Origin of the sequence: Streptomyces axinellae, from assembly GCF_039532135.1 — a bacterium.
In the GTDB taxonomy this organism is placed as follows: Bacteria; Actinomycetota; Actinomycetes; order Streptomycetales; family Streptomycetaceae; genus Streptomyces; species Streptomyces axinellae.
This window is the reverse complement of record NZ_BAAARJ010000073.1, coordinates 1-1,135: the sequence shown is the minus strand read 5'-3', so window position 1 is coordinate 1,135 and position 1,135 is coordinate 1. Positions and strand designations below refer to the sequence as shown.

The 1,135-nt window shown below is 52.7% G+C and carries 2 protein-coding genes; one reads left to right on the top strand and one right to left on the bottom strand.

Features of this window, described 5'->3' with window-relative positions:
- Positions 1-132: 132 nt before the first annotated feature.
- Positions 133-837, bottom strand: a complete 705-nt coding sequence (locus tag ABD339_RS33495; RefSeq protein WP_001067855.1) for an IS6-like element IS26 family transposase — start codon at positions 835-837, stop codon at positions 133-135.
- A 58-nt stretch (positions 838-895) separates the two neighbouring features.
- On the opposite strand from ABD339_RS33495, the gene ABD339_RS33490 reads away from it, so the two are divergent.
- On the top strand, positions 896-1,135 hold a 240-nt coding region (locus ABD339_RS33490; protein WP_425576179.1), incomplete at its 3' end, for a hypothetical protein.

The following is a 1,135-nucleotide window of genomic DNA, read 5'->3' as shown; positions in this document are numbered from 1 at the left end:
TCTTCCTCAGTGAAACCACTGATTTTAATGAAGTCAGGATTAACGTACGTGATATGGCTTTGAGGGGAGGTAGTCGAAAGGGCACTGTTGCAAAGTTAGCGATGAGGCAGCCTTTTGTCTTATTCAAAGGCCTTACATTTCAAAAACTCTGCTTACCAGGCGCATTTCGCCCAGGGGATCACCATAATAAAATGCTGAGGCCTGGCCTTTGCGTAGTGCACGCATCACCTCAATACCTTTGATGGTGGCGTAAGCCGTCTTCATGGATTTAAATCCCAGCGTGGCGCCGATTATCCGTTTCAGTTTGCCATGATCGCATTCAATCACGTTGTTCCGGTACTTAATCTGTCGGTGTTCAACGTCAGACGGGCACCGGCCTTCGCGTTTGAGCAGAGCAAGCGCGCGACCATAGGCGGGCGCTTTATCCGTGTTGATGAATCGCGGGATCTGCCACTTCTTCACGTTGTTGAGGATTTTACCCAGAAACCGGTATGCAGCTTTGCTGTTACGACGGGAGGAGAGATAAAAATCGACAGTGCGGCCCCGGCTGTCGACGGCCCGGTACAGATACGCCCAGCGGCCATTGACCTTCACGTAGGTTTCATCCATGTGCCACGGGCAAAGATCGGAAGGGTTACGCCAGTACCAGCGCAGCCGTTTTTCCATTTCAGGCGCATAACGCTGAACCCAGCGGTAAATCGTGGAGTGATCGACATTCACTCCGCGTTCAGCCAGCATCTCCTGCAGCTCACGGTAACTGATGCCGTATTTGCAGTACCAGCGTACGGCCCACAGAATGATGTCACGCTGAAAATGCCGGCCTTTGAATGGGTTCATGTGCAGCTCCATCAGCAAAAGGGGATGATAAGTTTATCACCACCGACTATTTGCAACAGTGCCCCTGAAAATGGGTATCGGTGGCGGCGCATCGAAAGCCGCACAGACGCTCAGTGACTACTACATCAAACGTGCCGAACAGTATCACCCGGTGATACCGATTGGTGCGGGCAACGAAGTGACCGTGGTGTTCCAGGACGGCTTCCAGCTGAAAACCGTGGAAGAGATGGCGCTGGAACGCACGCAGAGCAGAGCGGAAGAAGAGAATCAGGAAAGTCCGGTTCCTGTTCCGCCATCG